The sequence below is a fragment of the Brevibacillus sp. FSL K6-2834 genome (assembly GCF_038592925.1).
In the GTDB taxonomy this organism is placed as follows: domain Bacteria; phylum Bacillota; class Bacilli; order Brevibacillales; family Brevibacillaceae; genus Brevibacillus; species Brevibacillus borstelensis.
In genome coordinates this window covers 967,209-987,578 of the sequence record NZ_CP151945.1, presented here as the reverse complement: position 1 = coordinate 987,578, position 20,370 = coordinate 967,209, and the positions used below count along the sequence as shown (strand labels likewise).

Here is a 20,370-nt window from a genome sequence, read left to right as displayed (position 1 = left end):
CTTTACTCGTTTTTTGTATATTGCAAACATAGTGAACCCCATAAAAATCCGGCGCCAATGGCGGATATCACCAGATAATCCCCTGGTTTAATGGCTTTTTCCTCCAAAGATTTATGCAGAGCGGAAAAAATGGAAGCAGCCCCCGTATTTCCATAGTCCTGAATGGTTACGGTCGTTTTCTCCATCGGCACGTCCAATGCCGCCATCGTTTTCTTGATGATATTCAGGTTGGCTTGATGCAGAATAAAGTGATCAATATCCGATACTTGCAATCCGGCCTTATGCACGGCATTTTTAATCGAGAGGGGCAAGTTTCGGGTGGCCGTCTTCCAGACCTCTCTGCCGTTCATCCTGATAAAATGGCTGGTTTTGAGGTCTGCTCCCTCTGGCATCCGTGCAGTACCTCCGCCGTGCAGGGTGACTGCCAGATTTAAATAAGAGTCTAGATCCCATGCCAGCAGTCCGCTGCCTTCACCTGTTTTTTGAAGGAGGATCGCTCCGGCAGCGTCCCCAAAAAACGTCTTGGTAATCCGGTCCGTCGGATCGATGTATCGCGACAGGACTTCTGCCCCGATAACCAGCACATTGTTGATGAACTGATTCTGCAAAAGATGGGAAGCAAAAAGGATGGAGTAAATGCCTCCTGCACAAGCCCCCTGCGTTAAATCAAAGGGAATCGCGTTTTTTGCACCTATTTTTTCCTTGACGATCAGCGCGGTAGAAGGAATCTGTTGATCCGGAGTCGTGGTACACAGGACAATCGCATCGATATCCTCACTAGTAATGCCTGCATCACTTATCGCATCTAAGCTGGCATGGACGCACATATCAGATGTGGCCATATCGCTTTGCAAGTACCTGCGCTCGCGAATCCCGGTTTTATCCTGAATCCATTCGTCAGTCGTGTCCAAGGTTCGCGTGAGCATTTCGTTTGTCACAATGTCTTCTGGTACGTAAAAGCCTGATCCTTGAATGCTAAAGGAAGTGGCCAGCCCACTTTGGTTGACAGTGGATGGCTTCGTTAACGTTCCCGTCTTCATTCACACCAGCTCCTTTGCGGGAAAATCCCCATGTAGTCTTTTTATGGGATCGGGTACGTCATCAAGCGACACAATCGCTTCGATCACGACGATTTGATTTTTCTCATACGCTTCCAGAGCTTGCACAACAACATGTGTGATCTCTTCGCTTTTTTGCAGCGGTATCACTGTCAAATGTGGATGAAGAGTGTCGATCATCTGCAAGGTCTGGTTTAAAAATCGGGGGTTCCCCTGTCTTCCCATATTGATATGCTGGAATTCAAGCCACCCGTACCCGCCGTTTTTCAACACGACATAGATGAGTGGAATCTGGTACGTTAACGCTGTTGGCAGATCGCTTCGGAACAGGTTGAATGCGCCATCTCCTACGAATGCAACGACAGTCTGCCGCGGCTTGGCCTTGGCTACCCCGATGGCGGCAGATGCCCCAAAGCCCAGGCTTGTCTGTTCACTCGGGACAAAAGCATTTTGCTCTTTGCCAAGCCCGAGATACGGAAAGAAATAAGACCACATGTCCTGCAACCCGTTTTCATGCACATAGATGCTGTTGGAAGGAAGGCGGGCTTGCAGTTCATCGAGAATATCCGCGATTCTCAACCGGGAGGAATCTCGCTGCCTTTCCGCCTTTTCCAAAAACATGTCTCGCTTGCAGCCCTCTATCTCCGCTCGCCATTGGCGATTAGCCGGCTGCTCCCGAACTTGCGCGAGGAGCTCATTTGCGACTGCTTCCACATCACCAACCATGTACATGCTGCTGTAGTCCAGATGAAAATGCTCTTCGTTTAGATTCACTTGAATGCTGTCTATGGCCTGGAGCTTCTCCTCCCAGCCAAACAGAGCCGTTTCCTCCAGCTTGCTGCCCATGGCAATCACCAGATCCGCCTCGTGCAATAGCGTTTTGACACGCCGGTGCAGATACAGCCCCGCCAGCCCGCAAAAGAGCGGATGTTCTTCATCAAAACTGCCTCTGCCTGAAGCAGTGACAAGAACCAGAGCTCCCAATCGTTCGGCGAGTGCTTCCAGGACGCCGCGGGTTTTGATCCGTTTGCATCCTCCGCCCAGCAATAACACCGGCTTTTTGGCAAGCATGATCTTTTCGCAAGCCCGCTTGATGCCAGATGGTTCTGGCAACGGCCTTAAGACAGAAAGAGGAAAAAAGTTCAGCTTTGCCTCATCAAGCAGCTGGCTGCCAATATCTTCGGGAATCTCGACGTATACCGGACCGGGTGTTCCTTGTTCAGCCATAAATACCGCTTTTCGCAAGACCCATCCGATCGCGTCTTTGTTCTCCAAGCGATGACTCCATTTCACCAGTGGGGAAACGAACGCCATTTGGTCTGCTTCTTGAAATGCTTTTTGGTTTCCATAGGAGCGCGTTGGAGTGCCTGATGAAATGATCAACAGCGGGCAGCTTTGGGAGTTTGCCTCCAACAAGCCTGTGATCGCGTTGGAAACGGCAGGGCCTTTTCCCACGATGCAAACGCCCGTTTTTTGCGAGGCTAATGCGTAGCCTGTCGCCATAAACACGGCGTTGCGCTGATCCTTGGCAACCAAAAATTCAATCCCGCAATCCTCGATGGCATTCATCATGTAAAGCTCGTCATTGGGAAGCCCAAACACCAATTCCACTCCATACGCTCGCAGTCCCTGCGCTATTGCGTCGTATACACTGATTTGGTTCATTGGTCACCTCGTTGCCAATATTCATGCAAGATTTGCGAAATCAAAATGGGTTTAATGATCAATTCCCCCTGGTAGTACACAAAGTTGGCCATGGGACCGTAGCCTCCGAAGGGAGCGTTGCCATTTTCAATATCAAACAGTGTTTCATTGACGGAAACGGTATGTTTTTTCCGAAGAAGCTCAATGATCGGGCTGTCTGATCGGCCGTAGAAGGTAGCCCCCAATGCTCTTTCCACAAAATACTCCTGGGTTACGATCCGTTTTACATCCTCTTCCTCGCTATAGATGACTACATTAAATACCGGCGAAAAAAACTCGAGGATTTTCAATTTCTCTGCAATTGTGCTTACGAGAACTGTCGGCTGAATGATCCTATCCCGGTAATCGATCCTCCCCCCGTACACAATATTTTCGCTGTATTGGGTCAGATGCTGACCTACCATTTCCAGCGTTCCGGTATAGTGTATGGGACCGTATGCCGCGTCCTTGTCCACATTGCTGCCGTATTTGAGCGCGTCCAGCTTCTCTGTCAATAAAGACAGAAACGAATCCTTTATGGTTTCCGGAACATAAATGACATCCGGTCCCATGCAGTCTTGTCCTGTGTTGTACAAACGGGCTTGGATGAGATCGTGAACCGCTTTTTCCAATTCAGCCGTTTCGGATATGATAAAAGGATTGATTCCCTGACCAAAAAAGATAAACATTTGCGTTTTGGCCAATTGGAATTTGATGCTTTCCGCATTTTGATACGTACCGGTAAACACGACGACATCTGCATGCAAGACGGACGCTTTCATATATTCTCTGTGGGAGAGTTCCAATAGTTTCAATGGCAACTGGTGTATGTTTTGCAGCAAATGATGAAGTTTCCTTACTTGGGGAAGCACCGAAGCAGAACTCCGAAATTCAATACTCTCGGTATACAGCGAGGGAATCAGCAAATACAAAACGTAAGAATACAGAATAACATTTGAAGGCATAAATACGGACATTCGATTGATGAGGGGAGGCCGATTGTTGTGCACCTCGTTGAAGGCATTTTTCAAAGCCCCCAATGATGCTTGAATCTCCAGTTCCGCCGTCTGGTACGTCGAGATTTCCGTCAGGATCTCTCTGATCATTTCCGGATTGGACTCGATGAAATGAATGCAGCGGATGATCGCTTCTCTGCGCTGGCCAAGCGGGATAGACAGCTCCAGGTCTACTGTTGTACCATGCACTTCCCTTCCTCCTCTCTAGCGTTCTTCCATTGAATTGCCTGATTTTGCAATGCCACAAAATCAACCTTTCCGTTTCGACGATAGGGAAAAGCGGGCAAAAACATGATTTTGTCCGGTTTTAAAATAGATCCGAGTGCCTCATTGATCGCATTCTCGATCTGCTGCGTAAATGGTTGCCGGGTTTCAACGAAAAGGATCATGTATGCGCCCTTTTTCTCATCCTGAAGAGATACAACTCTCGCCCGCAGCTTCAGTTCATTCTCCAGCCTGGTCTCGATATGCGCCGGGTAGATGACATAGCCTTTGCGGACAATTTCATTTCCCTTTCTCCCCAAAACATGCAGATTTCCGCGTTCATCCAGGTATCCCAAATCGTTGGTTTTGAACCAACCATCGGCCAACACTTCTTCCGTCTTTTCAGACAAATGAAGATACTCTTTCATGACGCCCGGACTATTGACATAGATTTCGCCTGTTTCCCCTGATGGAAGCTCATTTCCCCTGTTGTCCACCACCTTGATCTTCACGCTGGGCAGCGGTTTTCCGCAGCCATCCCGATAATCTCCCGTGTTTAGAGCGACATTGCCGACTTCGGACAAACCATATCCGTCCAGCAACGGCTGTTTTATCAAGTCGTAAAAGCTTACAGCCAATTCCTCGGATAGCGGCGCCCCGCCCACACACCACATGCGAACCGCGGAATCCCTTACTTTTGCACACAGCTTTTCCCGCTTTTTGCACATTTGGGTCAGCATATAATAGGTCGAAGGAATGCCGTCTACAACGGTAACTCCTCTTTCCGTTACTGCTTTCAGAACGGTGCGGATGTTTTTGTAATTGCATAAAATCAAGTCGCATCCCGCAAACCACCAGATGAAAACGATCGACAATCCGTAAAAATGCGTAAACGGGATAAGGGGCAGCAGCACGTCCTCGCTTTTGTATTTCATGACTTCCATGCTTTCCTCCAGGTTGGAAAGAAAAGAATGGCCGGACTTTACAATCCCCTTTGGCTTGCCGGTCGAACCGGACGTATAAAGGATGAGGGCATCTTCTCTTGTTGACCAAGTCGAAAATGACAGTTCGCTGGCTGGATCCCCTCCCCCGTCTCTCACGATTTCCGAAAGCAGAAACGTCCTGATCGGATCCGATAGCAGCAAAGGACGGTCGGAAATGCATATTCGACTCTCTGAATCCAGGGCAATTTCATTGATTTCCCGCGCATCTGCCATACAATCAACCAAAGCAATGGAGCAGCCTATTTCAACCAGGGCGAAAAAGGCGACTAAAAATTCATAGGAGTTCTCGGCTGTGACGATTACCCTGTCCTCATCAGTGATATGACTGCCTCTCAATTGGGCGACACAGCTTTGTACATCCCCCAAAAACCTTTCCTTTGAGCAGCTTGTCTCATCCGACTTTATAATATGAGCCATGGATTGCACCTCATGAAATTCCCACCTGATGCATGACGGTGTCAGGCGATATTCCAATCGTTTCAAATTCGTATTTCAACAACTGTGTAAACAAATTCCGTGGACCAACCACATACGCGGTCTCGATATGCTCTTGCTTCATGGATTTGCTGACGAGATCCCACCTGACGGGATGGTCGTAGCCATCCAGAAGCATTTGCTTCAGCTCTTCGGATTGTTTGTAAATATGTCCGTCAACATCGGAAATAATAGGGACTTGCAGCGGCTTGAAGACAACCTGGCTATAGAATTTGTCCCGCAGCTGGTGCTTGAGCTCCGTCAGCAATCGGCTGTGAATGGGCTGTTTCATCGTATGTAACGAAAAGCACTTGCTTCTTTGATTGATGACTTCCTTTAGAGATTGGACAACGCTTTTCTCGCCACATAAGCAAACGACTTTTTCCAGATGCCCGACCAACTCCAGCTCCATTCCCTTTGCTTGGAAGTCGTTTATTAACTCCTCCGTCTCCTCAAGGGACAAATTGAAAATAAAATGAGTGTGATACTCCGCATCCATTTGCTGGAAGTAGGTTTTTGAATGTTTTGCGCTTTCGTGTGTCAGCCACAAACATTCCCCAAAGGTCAAGCCGCCTGACTGAACGGCAACGGACATGCCGCCAAAACTTGCTCCAATCGAATAATCCGGGTGCAAACCGTATCGTTCGTAAAAATAATCGAGCAAAGCAATCGAGTTCGCCAAAAAGGCGGATTCAATCACTTCGTGCTGGTCTTCTGTCGCCTCTCGAAACGCCTCGGCCAAGGAGTACCCGATGATGTCGCTTGCTTCTTGGAAACGCTTTTTCGCAAACGGGTTTGTTTCAATAAAATCCTTCACTTCTTCATAGCTTGAAGGAGCTAGACCGGGCAATACCAATCCAATCATGTACGGGCCTCCTTACTTCTGCTTTGCTGTCAGGGCTGCTTCAACATCATGACTGTCCAGCAGCTTCTGAACGGCAAATGGTATATCCGTGAATCCCAAAGATTTGTGAATAAAGTTTCCGGGACCGAGCATGATTACTTTTTCCACACCCTTACTCCACAATTGCTGCAGGCATTTATACCAGCAGACACTGTTGGTATATTGCTCTGTCAGTTCGGTTGCCAGGCCGGCAGCATCGGAAATTTCCTCGGCATTCACATTGCTGATCAAGGGAACGTCGGGAGAGCGGAAGGTAATATGCGGCAGCACCTCTTTTTCCATACGCATCCTGACGTTTTGAAGAAGCGAGCAATGTCCAGGCGGGCCATACGGAATCGTGACACCCAGACCACCGTAAGGACTTATTTTTTGGTGAAGCAGCTCCAAGCTCTCCTGATCACCGTTCACGATCATTTGCGTGGCGTTTACCGTCACACAGGGCTCGACAAATCTGCCCATCGCTGTAAGCTCTTGGATCGATTGCTCCAGAATAGCGATATCAATGTTGTAGAAGAAGTAGACGCCGTATCGCTTGTCAGGAAACTCCTCTTCCTCCATTTCACACATCCTTTTCAGCATGCGAAGCGTTTCCGGGAAGGGCAATCCCCCTGCGCAATGAATAGCCGTTACTTGACCCAGGCTTGGACCGAGGAAGTACGCCGGCTGCCCGATCTCCTCCCGCAGCAATTCAAACAGAGCCGTGCTGATTGTGACGATGCTGGGCCTGGCAATCACGCCGAAATTCGTCATCGCTTCACTCTCAAAAAAGAATTTGGCGGCAAGATCGACTCCCATAATTTCGCTTGCCTCTTCAAACTTGGCCCTTACGCTGGGAAAGCTCTCGTAAAGGTCCAAAAAGCTCCCCTGCTTCAATTTCACCAAAGGCGGAAAGATCAGTGCCGTTTTCATTGTTTCTCACGCTCCTTCTTTACATAAAGCCTCCATCGACGACTAGCGTTTGCCCAGTTATATAGCTGGCCTTGTCCGATGCTAGAAAGGAAACCGCCTCTGCTACTTCTTTGGCAGTTCCCAGCCTTCCCATGGCAATGCGCTTCCTGAAATTGTTCATCTGGTCTTCAGGAATGCGATCCACCATGCCTGTATCTTCCGTATAGCCGGGAGCAACCGCATTCACTCTCACGTTGTACGGGGCGTACTCTTTCCCCAATGAACGCGTCAGCCCGACAACCCCTGCTTTACTCGCGCTATACGCGCTTAAACGATCCACCCCGATCAAGCCAGCGACCGATGCGATGTTGACGATTGCTCCTTTTTGTTCCAGCAGCATGTGAAAAGAAACGGCGTGGATGCAATTGATGGTCCCCATGACATTGATCTGGACGATTTCCTCCCATTTTTCGAGAGGATTGCTCGGAATCAGCGCCCCTCCGTAGCTGACTCCCGCGTTGTTTACAAGAACGTCTATTCTTCCAAATTGCCCAATGATTTCTTTCACGGCATCCTGTACTTGCTGTCTGTCAATTACGTCGAGTTTGACGAATGAAACTGCCTCATTGCCGGTTTTCGCCTTAATCTCTTCAACTGCTTGGGCAGCTTCCTCCAATGAACTCCTGTATCCCAAGATGACCTGATCTCCGGACTCGGCGAAATGCTCTGCAATCGCCTTGCCAAGACTCTTCGAAGCGCCGGTTACAAGCACGACATTTTTTTTAGCTTCCAACCTTCTCACCTTGCCTCAACAAATTTGGCAAACACACTTCCTTCCAATACCCTTGAAGATACTCGTACAGCTCCTCCCGGATTTGCTGCTTTTCGCTTTTCGGAATCATATCTTCTGGTTGCGGCTCACCGTAACTGTAGTATTCCTCGCGCAAAATGGATGAAATAACCGCGTCATGGTATTCTCCATCCAAAAAGAAGTAATCGCGCAGGATCCCTTCAATCACCACTTTGTTCTTGATCAAAAAGCGGATGGATCTCATGTTGAATAAACCGTTAATGAATTGAATCTTATGCGCATTTTTAAAGTGGAACAGGTAGTCCATGAGCAATACCGAAGCTTCCGCACCGTAGCCCATGTCCCATAATTCCGGATCTCCTATCACGCCGCCTAGCATGTAGCTCCCCTCGTATCTCAGCGTTTGCCAAGATACGAACCCGATTTTTTTCCCGTCGTGGGTTACCACTGTGGCGTAGCGTGTATTTCCGTTTGCGATATCTCTTCTGACCTCTTCCTCAGTCACAAAGTCTTGCCCCCCTCTTGCCAACGCACTGACTTTGGATGGGCAAACCCATTGAGAGAAGAGCTTGTAATCTTCTTCTTCGAGAGCTTGCAATCTAACGAAATTACCCCTCATCGATTCTTCTCCTCCGCTTTAGAGTCGTATCTTCATCATAAACAAGCAACCCGGAGAGTGCCCCCGTAATTCCCGCAAAGTATGAACAGCTCTGCCATTTTTCATGACAGAGCTGTTCATCGTCGGCACCGCTACTTTGCGAAACCTGTTAAAGTATTCGTTTATTCAATATTTGTCTAAACAAATTGGCTTTTGTCATTTTCACAGCTAACCCTACCCTGCTTTTTACCCCTAATTTTTGCATGCATGCAGCAATATGGTACTCCACCGTTCTTTTGCTGAGATAGAGCGTATCTGCTATTTGCTGATTGGTTCTGTCATTCGCCAATTCCTCAGCCACACGAAGTTCCATTTCTGTCAACGTTTCCGGCAAATGGAGATCCATCTCGATATCATCTTCGATCCCTTCTCTTCCCCAGCTAGAAAAGAGAGATTCCATGAACTCACTGGAAAAATAGCAGCTTCCTCTTTCCACAGCATTGATCGCGATCATTAGTTCACTGGGGCAGTCCTTCATCAAGATGGCTTGTGCGCCTTGTATATATTTTACGTAGTGCTTATATTTATTGCTCAGCAGGATAATCGTCCGAGTGTGCTTATTTTTTAAATGGAACGAGAGATTATCCTTCGTGAGACTCAAAATGACCAAATCGAATTTTTCCAAAAAAACGGGATCCGAGAGCAAATATTCATTGTTCAAAAAATGGCAGTCATATCTATTTTCGGACAGTAAATTTGAATAAAATGGCTGTTTTCCTTCTCTCTCATCTACGATTAAGATGTTTCGGACACCCATTCTTTATTCACCTCTACTTGATTGTAGCTAGTAATCTGATGTCGGTTCCGCAAACAGGCGTTTGCTGAAACAACGGGAATAACTGAAGCGAATTTACTAGTATTTTTTTCCTACCCATCTTATTCCTCCCATTTTTGAAAAATTATACTTCAAATATACGGGAGAATTCTGTTAAAATGTATATGCAAACATGCAATATTTGGTAAAAGAGGATATACAAGGGAGACTGGTCATGAAAACGCTTGGGGATAAAATTCAGTATTTTCGAGAGAAACGAGGCTATTCCAGAAAGTATGTCGCCGAAGACATTTGTGACGAGTCCACTCTGTTTCGGATTGAAAAGGGGAGCCATATACCACGTTTGGACATTTTGCAGAGCATATGCCGGAAACTAAAGATTCCCGTGGATTATCTGCTTTCTTATGAAAACGAGACGCTCATTCATTTTGTTGCAAAGATTCATCGGTTGTGCCGGGAAAGTCTATATTTTCATGATTACACCACTCTCCAGTACCTCGTCGAGGAAGCTACCGCTTTTATCAAAAAGAACCAAAACTTTCGAGACAGCAGCTTCCTGAGATTTATCGAATGGCAAAAGGGCATTCTGTATTACCGGATTGACCGCCATCCGCGAAAAGCGGAGCAAACATTTCGAAAGTTGATTTCCAACAACAAAATCGTCAATGAGCTGGATATCAATATTGCCAACACGCTTGCGCTGTTACTGATCGAAATGGATCAAAAAGCGGAGGCATACCAACTGTTAACAAGCAGCATGCATGTATTGGAGAACCTCCCTTTTGTAGAGGACAAAACCCTTTTCCCCAGATTGGGCTACAACTTGGCCTACATGCACTACCACCAAAACCGATTTGATCTCTGCCTGGAGCTGGGCTATCGAATGCTCAACTACTTATATTCTCATCACTTGCATTATTCGGCAGGAGAAATCTATCATATGCTGGGCATTGTTTATGGCCATACGGGCAACCTTGAACATGCCAGAGAATATCTGGAGCATGCTGTTTCCATCTTCAAATATGAGCTTCGCGAGCGATTGTACGCCCGAGCAGGAAGAAGTCTTGCAGAAATCCATTTCCAGCTTGGAGAAAAAGAAGAAGGCCGCATCATTTTGCAAAAAACCCAGAAAATATGCAAGCGTCTTGCGGATCGAAACCACTTGGATGAAGGGGAACAAAAAATAGAGCATACCGAGAATCAGTATGCTATGACGGGCCTTTCTTCATCATCTCTTCTACTAATTGAACCGCTCTATTAATATCATCACTCGTTATATGCCTGTGAACAACTGCTCTAATCCTCCCATAGCCCATCTCTGAAAAAATCACGCCATGAGACTTGGCCATCTGCAAAAATGAATTCCATGTATAACGAGGATCTGTTACGCGAAAGATGACGATATTTGTTTGCACTTCTTGGGCATTCAATTCGATTCCGTTTATCTTTGCCAATCCATCGGCCAATTGTTTCGCATGCCTGTGGTCCTGATCCAACCTCGTAATCATTGTTTGCAAAGCTACAATACCAGGCGCTGCGGCGATTCCCGCTTGCCTCATTCCTCCGCCCAACATCTTTCTTACTTTTCTCGCTTTGTTTATATGGGACTGAGTTCCCGCTACAATCGAACCAATTGGGGCAGACAATCCTTTTGATAAACAAAATTGAACCGAATCGGCATATTGTGTGATTTCCCTGACATCCACATCAAGGGCAACTGCCGCATTAAAAATGCGGGCACCATCCATGTGGACAGGAACATTGCGTTCTGTTGCAAATTCCTTTACCTCTTGCAAATAAGCGATCGGCAAAACTTTTCCACCACAGCGATTGTGGGTATTTTCCAGACAAATTAAAGCAGGCAAAGCAAACTGAGGGTCCTCTTCATCAACGGGGAACGCTCTTTCAAGATCCTCCAGCAACAAGCGTCCATCCGCTTGAGTCGGTATGGGCTCATAAACAATCCCGCCGCATACGGAAGCGCCGCCTGCTTCATAAATGTAGATGTCTGATTCATTGCCTACCAAAACCTTTGATCCACGAGGGCAATGGGCCATGATCGATGATAGATTCGCCATTGTGCCGCTGGGCATAAAGCAAGCAGCTTCCATCCCCAGCATGCTGGCGGCTAATCGCTCCAATTCATTTACGGTTTGATCCTGTCCGTACACGTCATCTCCCAGCATGGCATGTTGAATGGCATCCATCATTTCCTGCGTCGGCAAGGTAACCGTGTCACTCAGAAAGTTTAGCAACAGACACACGCTCCTTCATCTTTAGTTCGACTTTTTCAATTAGATTCAGCAGCTGATGAAGCTTGCTTGCGTCTGCTTCCACTGCGATTATGTAACCCAAGCGTCCGTATGCATTTACGATTCTATCCACCAGCTTTCCCGGCTCTGCCCTGCATACGACTTCCTTCACACCTGGCATTTGCTGAAGCTGTTCGATACCGGTCACTTCCTCAATTTCGCCTGTTTCTTGCGGGATCAGAAAGCGAATCCCTGCATATTGAATAGGCGGACGGCCAAGCTCGGGGGACAAGCCAACCGCTGCTTTGAGCTGATCCTTCAACACGTCCATACCGGTCGCATGCCGGATCAGTTCCGGAATCATCCCCCCGGCCAATCGTCCATTGCACTCAACCAGGAAAACCTTTTGATTGACGATTTTTATTTCCAGATGACACGGGCCAAAACGCCAATCCAGCTTTTCCAGCAGGGACAGCACACCCGTTTCCACGATTGTTTTGATCTGGTCGGTAGACAAGGATGGGAAAATATGGCCTGTTTCTATGAAGTAAGGCTCTCCCCCAATGCTTTTATCTGTAATTCCGATGATCGAATGTCGGCCTTCATAAGAGAAAACTTCGACACTGTACTCAGGTCCTTCCACGTATTCTTCGATCAAAGCAACCCCAGCCGCCGGTTGCCTACGGACATTCTCTTTCACAGCCAATATGTCCGTCACCCGCTGATACAGCTCTTCGTAGGAGAGACACTTTACCACCTGATTGGAGCCACTGTCATCCACTGGCTTCACGATGCACGGGAATCGTATCTGCTGCTTGATCTCCTCTAGTTTCTGCACGTTGTCGACTGTAAAAAACCAGGGCTGATAAAGCTCGGGAGTGTCCCTCAGCAATGCGCGAACAGCAGCTTTGCTCCTGCACGTTTTCACCGTATCGGGAGAATTGCCACGCCAACCGAATCGCTTAGCCAGAAGCGCAACGGTATAAATATAATATTCGCTTGTCGTCGTAATTCCTGCGATATCCTCCAGGGTAAAACGGAGCTGAATTGTATCAGCCAGCTTTTCCGTATCGTTTGTATCGCAGATGACGATTTCGCAGCTTTGGTCAGACAAGCCCTCATAGCGGCTCGGCTTATTGGTCAACAGCACGGGATCATATCCCAATTCCTTTGTTTTGTCCAAAGCAAGCATGCCTGTGCCAGTCGTATTTGACTCAATAAACAGCAGTTTTCTCTTCATGCCGAAATTTCCCCTTGTTAAAGTGAAAGTAGGTCCAATCGGAGACATCCTTTAATTCTTCCATGCGATTGGGTGAAAGACGCAGGTTGTCCTTATTCAGATGATGGACATTGAAAAAATCATCGTTGTAAATCGAGTGAATATATCGGTCCCCCCTGTCCGGGAAGATGCACGCGATCACTGAATGTTCGGATACCTGGCTGCTGAGCCACCTTGATACGGCGTACACGCTGCCTGAGCTGTTCCCCGCAAAGATTTTTTCCTGTTTGGCGAGCTCACGTGTCCATGTGAAGGCTTCTTCATCGTTTAACCAGTGAACTTCGTCGATTACGGAAAAATCAACATTGGGTGAGCGCAAACTGTTGCCCAGGCCGCTTTGCAAACGCTTCGGATTGTCTGTTTGGTAGAAGATAACGCTGCCTACGGCATCTACAGCTATGACCGTCAAGTCGGGATTTCTTTCCCGCAACGCTTTGGCAGTCCCGCATAAGGAGCCTCCACTTCCAACCGATCCGACAAGATAATCGACGCGTCCCAGCTCTTTAACCAGGTCATCGGCCAGTTGTTGATAGGCCAGCGGATTTTGCGGATTTTCGTACTGTTTTGGCCAATAGGCATTTGGATATTTGTCCAGCAAACCTTGCAAGTAGTTCAGCCTTGCTTTTTGCCAGCCGCCATCCTGCTCCATTTTCTCTACAATATGGACCTGCGCTCCCAATGCTCTGAGTTTTGCCAACGTTAGTTCATCGATGCGCGGGTCGGTGACAATGTGGACTTCATGTCCCAAATAAGTGCCGATCATGGTTATGCCCAAAGCCAGCGTTCCTGACGAGCTTTCCACAATCGGTGCATTTTCTTGCAGCTGCCCGGTTCTCTTGGCATCCATAATCATTTCTTTCGCTACCCTGTCTTTCATGCCGTAGGGATTAAGCAGCTCTAGTTTCGCATAGACAGGGGCTTTGCTGTTCTCGTCCAACCGCAGCCGAATTAACGGCGTTGTTCCAATCAGTTCGATCAGACTCTTGTCCATTACACCAGAACCTTCTTTCTTTCTATAGTGGACATGGAATGGAATATTTCTGTCGGGCAGCCAAGCTGTTTCAACAAAGACAGTCCTTCTTTTACTTTTTCAGAATACGCACTGTCGTTTTCAGAAAGGAGGATCCCGATAAATGTTCCGCTATGAGCCGTTACAATCCCCGTTCCTTCAATTGAACGGCATATTCTTTTCACCTCGGCAAACATCTTTTTCGGATGCAGCTTCTGGTTTAATTCCGCGCTTCTGGTAGCGACCTCGCCAATTGCCTCTGCATCTTGAGCACGTATGGCAGCTGTTATCTTCTCAAGCAGCATGCCATATTCTTGCTTCTCTTCATCAGTGAATGGTTTGGGCTTGCAATTGAAATCGACTGTATTTACTTCTCCTCCCTCATCCAAAGCAATCACAGTCAACGGTGGGCATTCTCCTATCCATTCTCTCAGTTTCACTTCTTTGTGATAATAAGAGACGATGCCCGGGTACATGATGCCGTCGGATGGTTCGATATCGCGAAGGATCTCCTCGATCACCTCGGTAGGAACGTTTATGTCATAGCAGGATTCAATTGCTTTCACAGTCGCCATCATATCTGCTGTAGAACTCGCCAATCCCTTTCCTTGTTGAAGCTGGCTTTCCAGATACAATGTGCCTTTGATGGGCAAGTGGTAATAATCAAGAATTCTCTGGCCAAAATACAGAGATTTCCTCTTCCAGGAAGGATGTACACACAGATCTTCGTCCTGAGCGGAATAGACAAACTGGCATGTCGAGTACCTGTCAACAGGAAACGTTACCAAAAAGTCCTGACCGCTTGGCAAAACGCCTTGCAACAACTCACCAAATGTGCCATGAGCTTCCCCTTTGCCTACTTTCAGTCTCATCGGCTATACTCCTTACCTTCAGACATCATCCATCTATCCAATTCTTCCAATCTCCGTTTGACCTCGGTGGAAATCCCATTGAATACCTGCTTGCATTGGGCGGCCTCCTGCATTTGCAAGGCAATCATGTCTTTTACGGCATCCGGATTTGTGGACCCTGTTGATCGCTTCATGGTTAAGGCAGAATGGACCGCAAAGAGCGCTTGCAACTCTTGCTGTGTAATTTGGTTTTCAAAGCCGTACTCATGACAAATCTCTTGCAAGGTCTCAACCGAAACATGCTGAGGGGAGTGTCCGGCTTGGATGGACTGTGTGATAAATCGTCCTGCTATCACCTGCGCTTGGCGATACGGTATCCCGCTTTTTTCAGTGATTCGATTTGCCAGTGAAAAACCTCCGTAGTAATCCTTTGTGCAGCATTGCTGCATCTTTTCTTTCTGAAAAGAAATGTTTTCAAACACCAGCATCAGTAAATCAAACAATACGTGCGTCTCATTGAAAAGGGAGAGGAGATTTTTGCTTGATTCTTTGGAAACTTCGACCAGATTGCTATAGGCCGTATTTCGTTGTCCCAGCAAAAAATCCACATGGTAGGTGATGAGATGGCTCGTTTTTCCTCTCGCTCTTTCCAAGATAGGAAAATTGCGTTTTTGTGGCATCGATGATGAAATGCCAGCGAGTTCATCAGGAAAATCAATAAATTGGTACTCGCTGCTCCCCCAGTTCATCAGGTCAGTCAAGAAGCGGCTCATATTGTTCGCAAAGAAAGTCAGGCAGCTTCCAATGTCCAATAACCAGTCCCGCGAAGCAACCCCGCTCAAGGCGTGACCTATGTATGATGAAAATCCCAAAGCATTTGCCAATTGCAGGTTGTCCACTGGATACTCCTGACCAGACATAGCCCCGGAACCGAGTGGGCAGTACCTGTTCATTGATTCTAATGCGCCCAGCATCCTCTTTTCTGTTTCAAGAAGGTGTTTGCTGACTGCCGTAAGATAAAAGGCAACACTAATAATTTGAGCTGACTGAAAATGTGTGTACCCGGGCATGATTACGGAATCATATGTCTTGGCTTTGTCCAGGATGACATCCCGCAGTATTTCAACTCTTTCAATCAGATGCATCCATTGCTCCCGGGCAAACATCAGTTGGGCACATGCCTGAAAATCGTTGCGGCTTCGATCAATATGCCATTTCACCACGGGTTGTTCCAACTGTTTCTCTATCGCTCTTTCCAACGTCAAGGCGATGTCCGTTAGATTTTCTTTCGAGTTTTGCAACAAAGCATCTCGCTCAATCCTGTCTATTGCTTGCAAGAGGGAACGGACCTCATCCTTTGAGAGAATGTTCGCTTTCTCGTAAGACTGCAAGAGAGCCTTTTCTATGTGGATATAATGCTCTGTGTAGTTTTCCAGTTCATATTCAAACTGCGGGTAAAGAACAGCTGCTGTATACGTGTCATGCGGTGCTTTTTTCACGCGCCCGGTCACCTGTGTTTTCATGAGCTTATCCCCGTTTCAAAGTTTCTGAGATTTTCTGTCCGAGATACTCGACTTGAGGAGACGACATGAGATTATTGTGATGCCCCATTATCGGGTAGGTGTACACTTTCCCTGTTGTTCTTCCTCTCCATTTATCAACATCCACCAGCTCATGGAGTTTTCTGGGATCGACTTCCTGACAAGTGAAGGCATGTAAATCTGTTTTAATCGGAGCAGAAAATGTATAGTGATCGCTTGCCATGTTATTTGCTGCCATTACCGTAATAATTCGAAATACGTCTTCCAATTCAGCCGTTCGAGGCAATAGCTTTTTTTGTTTGGCAGCTTCCAAAATAATCTGGCATTTTTCCAATTTCGGTTTGCTGCTAAACTGCTCGATTTCTATGGACAAGCTGTCTGCCCACACGCTTAACGGATCCAAGCGGTGCTTTTTTTTCGCTACTTGATCAAACGGGTAGGCATCCAGCAATCCCAGGAACGACACCTTTTCCCCTTTTGATTCAAAAATTCTCGCCATCTCAACCGCGATTGTTCCTCCAAAAGACCACCCTGCCAACTGATAAGGGCCCTTCGGTTGAATCTTTTGTACCTCATGGACATACAGCTTTGCCATCTCCCGTATATCTTGCAGAGGTTCAACATTTTTTTCATACCCTAGTGATTGAATGCCGTAAATGTTGATATCCCGAGCTATATTTCTTGCAAGAGGAACGTAGCAGATTGCTCCCCCTCCCCCTGGATGAACAAGAAACAGTGGGGGATCACCGGAACGGCCTTCTTTTAATTTGAGAATCAGTCCGCTGCCAGCTTGAGATTGATCACTCTGTATAAACTCGCTTAACGTTTCGATTGTTCGATAAAGAAATAATTGAGAAGGGGACAGCTGAATGTTCATTCTTTTTCTCGTTAGACCCACGATCTCGATGACCTTGATGCTATGCCCACCCAAATCAAAAAAGTCTTCGTTTATTCCAATGTCGTCGATAGCCAGAACTTCCCTCCAAATATCAGCTAATTGTTGCTCAATCTGATTGCGAGGCGGTATTTTCTCGCCACTTGCCAAGTCGCTGACGTCAAATGACAACCGCTTTTTATCCAGCTTTCCATTAATGGAAACCGGCAATTCCGTGAGCCACCTGATTACATGCGGAACCATATAATAAGGCAGCTTTTTGGCCAGGCGTTTTTTCAATTCATTCGCAGAAATCTCCACGCCGGGCTCCTTCACGGCAAAAGCAAAGATCTTTTTATCCCCTTTTACCTCTTCAACAAGAACAGCGGCCTCTTCAATCTCAGGCTGTTGCTGCAATACATGACGAATTTCATCTAGCTCGATACGGAAACCCCGAACCTTAACCTGCGTGTCCTTCCTTGAAATGAAGAGGTAATCTCCTGTATCCAGCTGTTTAACCAAATCTCCCGTGCGATAATATCGACGTGTCACACCTGCCACGTCTAATAGGGGGAAGGCCTCAGCCGTCAACTCTGGATTGTTCTCATACCCCTTGGCAACACTATGCCCGCCAATAAACAACTCCCCGACGACACCTTGTGGGACTGCCTGCAAGTTTTCATCCAACACAACGAGATGATAATTCGGGAAGGGGATGCCGATTGGAGCGGTAGGGTATTGTTGCTCAGGATGACATCTCCAATAGGTTGCGGCCACACACGCTTCTGTTGGTCCATATAAATTGACGAATGCAACCTCCCCTTTCATATTTTCATAAAATTTCCGAACAAGCTGATTAGGCAATGCTTCGCCCCCGGTAAATATATACTTGAGGGTTTTATTTTGCCTGAAGGAAGGAAGATCCAACAGCTTTTCTATCAAGCTATGGAACAAATGTGTTACCGTAATTGCTTCATGCGCTATCACATCTGCTAAATAATCAATGTCAAATTGCTTGTCGGGATGAGTAATTACCAATGTTCCCCCACTTACCAGCGAGCAAAAAATCTCACTCATGGATGGATCGAAGCTGGAGCTGATGTTTTGCAGAAACATCTCGCCTTCCCCGATCTGGAACTCCTGAATAAATCCTTGAACGTGGTTGATTAAGGCCGCATGCGTAACGCTGACACCCTTGGGTTTGCCTGTTGTTCCCGAAGTATAGATGACGTAGGCAACTGCCTCTTCCGGCGGCAGAGAAAGTTCCACTGCATCTTTGGCAGTCTGATTGTTAAAAACCACATCGGGTTCCAGGATTGTTTTCTCTTTCCATTCATTGAATGAAAGATCGTCTGTAATAATTACGGCCGCTTTGGAATCATCTACCATCATTTCAACCCGTTCAACCGGCAAGGAAGGATCAATCGGCATATACACGCAGCCGCTTTTCAAAACACCCAATATACAAGCAATTTGGTCGGGGGAGCGTTTCAACCGGATTCCCACGATGCTCCCCGGCTGAATATCGCGTCGAATCAGCTCATGGGCTATTTGGTTCGACTTTTTATACAATTCCTCGTACGTAAACGAATGATCATGTCCCTTTACTGCAATCTTGCTTGCGTGTTTGAGGGCTTGTTTATCTACTAGATGGTGTATGAGATCTGTTCCCATTTCGGCAAGAATGACGTTATTTTCAATAACATGGTTTTTCTCTTCCTCTGTCAAAATGTTCAATTTGCAAATGGGCTTGTCAGGATTTTTCAAGATTTCTCGGATCAACGTAATATAGTGTTGAGCGAAACGCTCCATTGTTTTTCGATTGAACAAATCCGTGCTGTATTCGATCTCACCCGACATCGTTTGTTTGCTGCATGACATGTACAGCACGAGATCAAATTTCGAAGTATTTGTGCTGATTTTTTCATATTCCATCGTAAACGGAACTTCTACTTCCTTTTTCTGATAGTCTTGGAGAGTGAACAGCGCTTGAAAAATGGGATGGTAGCTGCTGTCCCGATCAGGTTTTAACTCCTGAACTAATTTTTCAAAGGGAACCTCGCTATTTTCATAGGTCTGCAGAAATGATTTGATCGTGGTTTTCAAGATATTCAAAAAGCTGCTATACGGTCTGATAAACGTCCGCACCGGTAGTGTATTTACAAAAAAACCGATTAAATCTTGAATCATCTGATTAGGTCGATTGGTGATCGGTGTCCCGATCACAATATCTTTTTGTCCCGTATACCGGTAAAGCAACACATTAAACGTGGCAAGAAAGAATGTATAATGGGTAGCTTGATGGGTCCGGCAAAAAGTCGTTATGGGCTCAATTACATCCAATGGCAAGTCAAATTTGACAATGTCTCCTGCGTAAGTTATTTCTTTAGGCCTCGGCCGATCCGTTGGAAGCTCCAGCAAGGAGGGGATATTATCCAAATGCTGTTGCCAAAAATTCAACTTTTTTTGCAGCGTTTCTCCCTCGAACATTTCCTTTTGCCAGTTTGCGTAGTCTGCGTACTGGAGGGGAAGTTCCCCGCATTCAGCTTCTCGGCCTTGTTCAACCATCGTATAGATGGTAACAATTTCCTTCTGCAATACTTCCAAGGACCAAGCATCAAAAATAATGTGGTGAATATTCACTAGCAAATAATATTGGTCAGCGCTTAGCTGGACAAGCTGGAATTTGATTAACGGACCTTTTTCCAAATCAAATGGCTCAAGAGCAAATTCCTTGAGATGCTCCGTCAAAGGCTTCTCTTCTTCCAGCTCCTCTTTTGTCTTCACGTCTAATCTAAAAGAAGGGAAGTGAAGGGAAACCTTTTGTTTCAGTTCCCCTTCGACTTCTAAAAAAGTAGTGCGAAGAACTTCATGTCGTTCTATTATTTTTTGAATCGTTTTCTCTAATACGGCTGGCTGTAGATCTCCTGTTATTTTCAGGAGAATCGGTATATGGTAGGTAGGACTATTTGGAAGCATTTGTTCAAAAAACCAAATTCGGTTTTGACCATAGGAAGACGGAAGCAGATAGACTTCATTTTCTACGGATAGCGAACCCATGTTATCCCTGCCTTCATTCATAATGAAGT

At 46.6% G+C, this 20,370-nt stretch carries 16 protein-coding genes; 1 reads left to right on the top strand and 15 read right to left on the bottom strand.

Annotation, left to right across the window (positions count from 1 at the left end; genetic code table 11):
* Nucleotides 1-2: 2 nt before the first annotated feature.
* The 9 genes from NST96_RS04985 to NST96_RS04945 all read right to left on the bottom strand — a co-directional run bounded on the left by NST96_RS04985 (nucleotide 3) and on the right by NST96_RS04945 (nucleotide 9,457).
* Complete coding sequence (locus NST96_RS04985; protein WP_024984244.1) at nucleotides 3-1,040, bottom strand: ketoacyl-ACP synthase III; 1,038 nt, start codon at nucleotides 1,038-1,040, stop codon at nucleotides 3-5.
* A complete protein-coding gene (locus tag NST96_RS04980) occupies nucleotides 1,041-2,723 on the bottom strand; it encodes a thiamine pyrophosphate-binding protein (protein ID WP_342405664.1) in 1,683 nt (560 codons plus the stop codon). It lies immediately after the preceding gene.
* Nucleotides 2,720-3,946 carry an aldehyde dehydrogenase family protein gene (locus NST96_RS04975; protein ID WP_003389346.1) on the bottom strand — a complete coding sequence of 409 codons (1,227 nt, stop codon included), beginning with the start codon at nucleotides 3,944-3,946 and terminating at the stop codon, nucleotides 2,720-2,722. Before NST96_RS04975 ends, NST96_RS04980 begins: the two co-directional genes overlap by 4 nt.
* Nucleotides 3,928-5,382, bottom strand: a complete 1,455-nt coding sequence (locus tag NST96_RS04970; RefSeq protein WP_342405661.1) for a class I adenylate-forming enzyme family protein — start codon at nucleotides 5,380-5,382, stop codon at nucleotides 3,928-3,930. Before NST96_RS04970 ends, NST96_RS04975 begins: the two co-directional genes overlap by 19 nt.
* A 10-nt stretch (nucleotides 5,383-5,392) precedes the next feature.
* Entirely contained in the window at nucleotides 5,393-6,304 is a 912-nt protein-coding gene (locus NST96_RS04965) for a hypothetical protein (RefSeq protein ID WP_024984243.1), read from the bottom strand.
* A 12-nt stretch (nucleotides 6,305-6,316) separates the two neighbouring features.
* On the bottom strand, nucleotides 6,317-7,252 hold the full coding sequence (locus NST96_RS04960) for an ACP S-malonyltransferase (protein ID WP_031932066.1): 936 nt from the start codon (nucleotides 7,250-7,252) through the stop codon (nucleotides 6,317-6,319).
* Between the two features lie 19 nt (nucleotides 7,253-7,271).
* Nucleotides 7,272-8,033 (bottom strand): 3-oxoacyl-ACP reductase family protein, encoded by a 762-nt coding sequence (locus tag NST96_RS04955; protein ID WP_231504325.1) that lies wholly within the window; start codon nucleotides 8,031-8,033, stop codon nucleotides 7,272-7,274.
* The gene (locus NST96_RS04950) at nucleotides 8,014-8,661 is read right to left on the bottom strand and encodes a GNAT family protein (protein WP_024984241.1); all 648 of its coding nucleotides are present in this window, start codon (nucleotides 8,659-8,661) and stop codon (nucleotides 8,014-8,016) included. Before NST96_RS04950 ends, NST96_RS04955 begins: the two co-directional genes overlap by 20 nt.
* A gap of 148 nt (nucleotides 8,662-8,809) precedes the next feature.
* Nucleotides 8,810-9,457, bottom strand: a complete 648-nt coding sequence (locus NST96_RS04945) for a response regulator transcription factor (RefSeq protein ID WP_003389352.1) — start codon at nucleotides 9,455-9,457, stop codon at nucleotides 8,810-8,812.
* 232 nt (nucleotides 9,458-9,689) lie between these two features.
* On the opposite strand from NST96_RS04945, the gene NST96_RS04940 reads away from it, so the two are divergent.
* A complete protein-coding gene (locus tag NST96_RS04940) occupies nucleotides 9,690-10,736 on the top strand; it encodes a helix-turn-helix transcriptional regulator (protein WP_342405655.1) in 1,047 nt (348 codons plus the stop codon).
* Here the strand turns inward: NST96_RS04940 and ltaE are convergent.
* Genes ltaE through NST96_RS04910 form a run of 6 tightly spaced genes read right to left on the bottom strand, consistent with a single transcriptional unit; the run spans nucleotide 10,684 to nucleotide 20,341 of the window.
* On the bottom strand, nucleotides 10,684-11,730 hold the full coding sequence (gene ltaE, locus NST96_RS04935) for a low-specificity L-threonine aldolase (RefSeq protein WP_003389354.1): 1,047 nt from the start codon (nucleotides 11,728-11,730) through the stop codon (nucleotides 10,684-10,686). The two genes, NST96_RS04940 and ltaE, sit on opposite strands and share 53 nt — an antisense overlap.
* Nucleotides 11,711-12,967 carry an ATP-grasp domain-containing protein gene (locus NST96_RS04930; RefSeq protein ID WP_003389355.1) on the bottom strand — a complete coding sequence of 419 codons (1,257 nt, stop codon included), beginning with the start codon at nucleotides 12,965-12,967 and terminating at the stop codon, nucleotides 11,711-11,713. Before NST96_RS04930 ends, ltaE begins: the two co-directional genes overlap by 20 nt.
* On the bottom strand, nucleotides 12,942-13,997 hold the full coding sequence (locus NST96_RS04925) for a cysteine synthase family protein (RefSeq protein ID WP_003389356.1): 1,056 nt from the start codon (nucleotides 13,995-13,997) through the stop codon (nucleotides 12,942-12,944). The genes NST96_RS04930 and NST96_RS04925 overlap by 26 nt, the downstream gene beginning before the upstream one ends.
* Nucleotides 13,997-14,887, bottom strand: a complete 891-nt coding sequence (locus NST96_RS04920) for a hypothetical protein (RefSeq protein WP_003389357.1) — start codon at nucleotides 14,885-14,887, stop codon at nucleotides 13,997-13,999. The genes NST96_RS04925 and NST96_RS04920 overlap by 1 nt, the downstream gene beginning before the upstream one ends.
* Entirely contained in the window at nucleotides 14,884-16,389 is a 1,506-nt protein-coding gene (locus tag NST96_RS04915) for a lyase family protein (RefSeq protein ID WP_003389359.1), read from the bottom strand. The genes NST96_RS04920 and NST96_RS04915 overlap by 4 nt, the downstream gene beginning before the upstream one ends.
* A gap of 4 nt (nucleotides 16,390-16,393) precedes the next feature.
* Nucleotides 16,394-20,341 (bottom strand): amino acid adenylation domain-containing protein, encoded by a 3,948-nt coding sequence (locus tag NST96_RS04910; protein ID WP_327956236.1) that lies wholly within the window; start codon nucleotides 20,339-20,341, stop codon nucleotides 16,394-16,396.
* Nucleotides 20,342-20,370: the final 29 nt, after the last annotated feature.